The 3,173-nt window shown below is 69.8% G+C and carries 3 protein-coding genes and 1 tRNA gene; 1 reads left to right on the top strand and 3 read right to left on the bottom strand.

Annotation, left to right across the window (positions count from 1 at the left end; translation table 11 throughout):
• Window positions 1–1,425 (bottom strand): arginine--tRNA ligase (gene argS / locus VOI19_RS17000; RefSeq protein WP_323794138.1); only part of this gene is annotated, 1,425 nt, incomplete at its 3' end.
• 80 nt (window positions 1,426–1,505) lie between these two features.
• Between argS and VOI19_RS16995 the strand changes: the two genes are divergently transcribed.
• Window positions 1,506–1,578, top strand: a tRNA-Arg gene (locus tag VOI19_RS16995).
• Between the two features lie 24 nt (window positions 1,579–1,602).
• Here the strand turns inward: VOI19_RS16995 and VOI19_RS16990 are convergent.
• Both VOI19_RS16990 and VOI19_RS16985 read right to left on the bottom strand, forming a co-directional pair.
• The gene (locus VOI19_RS16990; protein ID WP_323794137.1) at window positions 1,603–2,502 is read right to left on the bottom strand and encodes an LCP family protein; all 900 of its coding nucleotides are present in this window, start codon (window positions 2,500–2,502) and stop codon (window positions 1,603–1,605) included.
• Window positions 2,503–3,126 carry a hypothetical protein gene (locus VOI19_RS16985; RefSeq protein WP_323794136.1) on the bottom strand — a complete coding sequence of 208 codons (624 nt, stop codon included), beginning with the start codon at window positions 3,124–3,126 and terminating at the stop codon, window positions 2,503–2,505. It lies immediately after the preceding gene.
• Window positions 3,127–3,173: the final 47 nt, after the last annotated feature.

Below are 3,173 nucleotides of genomic sequence, written 5' to 3'. Positions count from 1 at the left end.
GGCGAGCGCGCGCAGCAGAGCCCGGTCGCGCTCGTGGTCCAGGAGCGAGGCGTCGAAGTCGTCGGTGGGCAGCGTCATGCCGAGGTCGGTGGCGTTGGCGCTCATCCGGCAGGTGCGGGCATGGGCGTACTGCACGTAGTAGACGGGGTTGTCGGCCGAGGCGCGGGTGATCTCGGCGACGTCGAGCACCAACGGCGAGTCGGCCGGGTAGCGGGCCAAGGAGTAACGCAAAGCGTCGGTACCGATCTCGTCGACCAGCTCGTCGAGGGTCACGATCGTCCCGGCCCGCTTCGAGAGCTTCATCTCGACGCCGTCCTTGAGGATCTTGACCATCTGCCCGATCAGCACCTCGAGGGTCTGCGACGGGTCGTCACCGACGCACGCTGCCATGGCGCGCAGGCGACCGACGTAGCCGTGGTGGTCGGCGCCGAGCAGGTAGATGCAGCGGTCGAAGCCACGCTCGCGCTTGTTGAGGTAGTAGGCGGTGTCGGAGGCGAAGTAGGTCAGCTCGGCGTCGGACTTGATGAGGACGCGGTCCTTGTCGTCGCCGAAGTCGGTGGTGCGCATCCACAGCGCACCGCCCTCGGAGAAGACGTGCCCGAGCGCCTGGAGACGGTCCAGCGTCTGCGGCACCGAGCCCGACTCGTGGAGCGAGAGCTCGGAGAACCACACGTCGAAGTGGGTGTTGAAGCGAGCCAGCGACTCCTGCTGCAGCCCCAGCTGGATCTGGTAGCCGAGCTCACGCACGGCGGCGCGGGCCTCGTCGGCCGGCAGGTCGAAGACGCCGGGACGAGCAGCCTCGACGGCCGCGGCGATGTCGGCGATGTAGGCCCCGACGTAGCCGTCGGCCGGGGCCGGCTTGCCGGCCGCGGCGGCGATGATCGAGTCGGCGAAGTGGTTCATCTGCACGCCGCGGTCGTTGATGTAGAACTCGCGGGTCACCGATGCCCCGGCTGCGGCCAGCACCCGAGCGATGGCGTCGCCCAGGACCGCCCACCGGGTGTGTCCGAGGTGGAGCGGACCCGTCGGGTTGGCCGAGATGAACTCGACGTTGATCGACTGCCCCGCCAGCACGTCGTTGCTTCCGTAGAGCGCTCCGGCCGCCACGATCTCGGCGGCGATCCGCCCCTGGGCGCCGGTGTCGATGGTGATGTTGACGAAGCCCGGTCCCGCCACCTCGGCGCGCGAGATGCCGTCGCTCTCCACGAGACGCGCAGCCAGCAGCTCACCGAGCGCTCGGGGGTTGGTGCCGACCTTCTTGGCCAGCTGCAGCGCCACGTTGGTGGCGTAGTCGCCGTGGCTGGGGTCGCGGGGTCGCTCGACGGTGACGACGGGCTCGACGCCCTCCGGCAGAACGAGGGCTCCGTCGGCGACGAGACTGGCGAGAGCACCCTGGACGGAGGCGGCGAGCTGATCGGGATTCACCCGGCAAGCCTATCGGCGGCCACCGGTTTCTCTTCCACCAGTTGGCACCGGTAGTGTCCGTCCCGCGCCTCAGGGCGTGGGCCTCCGTAGCTCAGGGGATAGAGCACTGGTTTCCGGTACCAGGTGCCGCAGGTTCGAATCCTGCCGGAGGCGCCCTCTTCGCAGCGTCGCTGCAGCTCAGCAGCGGCCGATCGTCGCGTCGTCACGGGCATCGTCGCCGTAGCGGCGTGCCTGGTCGGCGTACGGCACGACCACGCTGGCGCCGTTGATCGTGGCGATCCGGCCCTGGACCACGCAGCTGGTGATCTGCCGCGCATCGACCCGGGCGATCGCCTGGGCGAGCTGGAAGAGCTCGGCCGGACCGGTGCCGCTCACGTCGAGGTGCTTGAGCACCGTCAGGACACCCGAGGCGAGGAAACCTGCCTCGTCGGCACGCTTCGCGAGCTGTTCCTGGATGCCGCGCAGGACGATCTGCTGGTTGGCGGAGCGGTCGAAGTCACCTCCGGGAAGCGTCTTGCGGATCCGGGAGAAGGCCATCGCGCCGTAGCCGTTGAGCCGGATCTGGCCGGCCGCGAAGCCTTGCGGCTTGAGGTTAACGTCGGAGAAGTAGCGCGGGTTGTCGACCGAGATCCCTCCGATGTCGTCGATCATGTTCTCGAAGAACGGGAACCGGGTCACCATCACGTAGTCAGGCTCGATGCCGACCAGGTCGCCCACCGCTTGGCTCAGCAGCTGGGGCCCGCCGTAGAACATGGCAGCGTTGATGCGGTCGCTGCCGACACCCGGGATCGACACGTAGGAATCGCGTGGGATGCCGATCGTGGTCGCTGCCCCGCTCTCGGGGTGCAGGCCGACCAGCTGGATCGCGTCGGCGCGTGTGCGGGTCATCTCCTCCCCCGGCCTCATGTCGCTGCCCACCGCGAGGATCCAGGTCGTCTCCCGGTCGAGGGCGACCGCCGAGGCGCGGTCGACCTTGACCAGGAGCACCTGGGTCGAGGCGCGGCTGCTGTCGGGAACGACGATCCCGGTGACCATGAGCACCAGGCTCAGGGCCAGGAGCCGGGTGAGCGAGCGCATTCAGCTCTCCTTGCGCGTCAGGTCGTAGCCGAAGGCGCGCCAACCGGCGGCGCCTCCGGACTTGTCGAAGGTGAGGAACAACGACCCGGTGACGAGGTCGGTGCGGGTGCGGTCGTCGGTGAGCGGGCCGGTGAGGTCGAAGGCCAGTCGGACCTTGGCCGTGACACCGACCGCCCTGCCCTTCACCGCGAGCACGTCGAGCACGACTCGGCGCTGCACGGGCACCACGGTCTCGAGCCGCGGACCGATCCCGGAGTTGCTGAGCAGCGCGGCGTCCTGCCGGGCACGCCCGCGGGCCTCCTTCGTGAAGCTCGCAAAGGCGTTGGAGAAGTCGGAGCGCGGGTAGTCGCCGCTGTAGGCCGCATCGATCCAGCGGTCGACAGCAGACGTCACCCGGATGCGAAGCGGCCCGCGGTCGCTCTTGGCCAGGGCACCGTCGACCCGACCGATGACCGACACCGTCGCGAGCGGAGCCGGCTCCGGGGTCGTCGTGGGCGCCGCCTCGACGGTCTCCGACGAGGAGAGCGACTCCCCTGCCGAGCAGCCGACGAGGGCCGACACCAGGACGCCCGCGGCCAGCGATGCCGCTGCCGCCCGTCGGCCGGACGCGCGTCGTCGTCTCATGCGGAGATGGCTCCTTCGTAGCGGGAGCGGGCGGGTCCGGACCGCCG

The organism is Nocardioides sp. (genome assembly GCF_034670285.1).
Lineage (GTDB): Bacteria > Actinomycetota > Actinomycetes > Propionibacteriales > Nocardioidaceae > Nocardioides.
This window is presented reverse-complemented; position numbering and strand designations above follow the sequence as displayed.

Excerpts from the sequence above, each read along its gene's own strand:
- VOI19_RS16985 (WP_323794136.1), bottom strand. The coding sequence starts at position 3,126 with ATGAGACGACGACGCGCGTCCGGCCGACGGGCGGCAGCGGCATCGCTG.
- VOI19_RS16990 (WP_323794137.1), bottom strand. The coding sequence starts at position 2,502 with ATGCGCTCGCTCACCCGGCTCCTGGCCCTGAGCCTGGTGCTCATGGTC.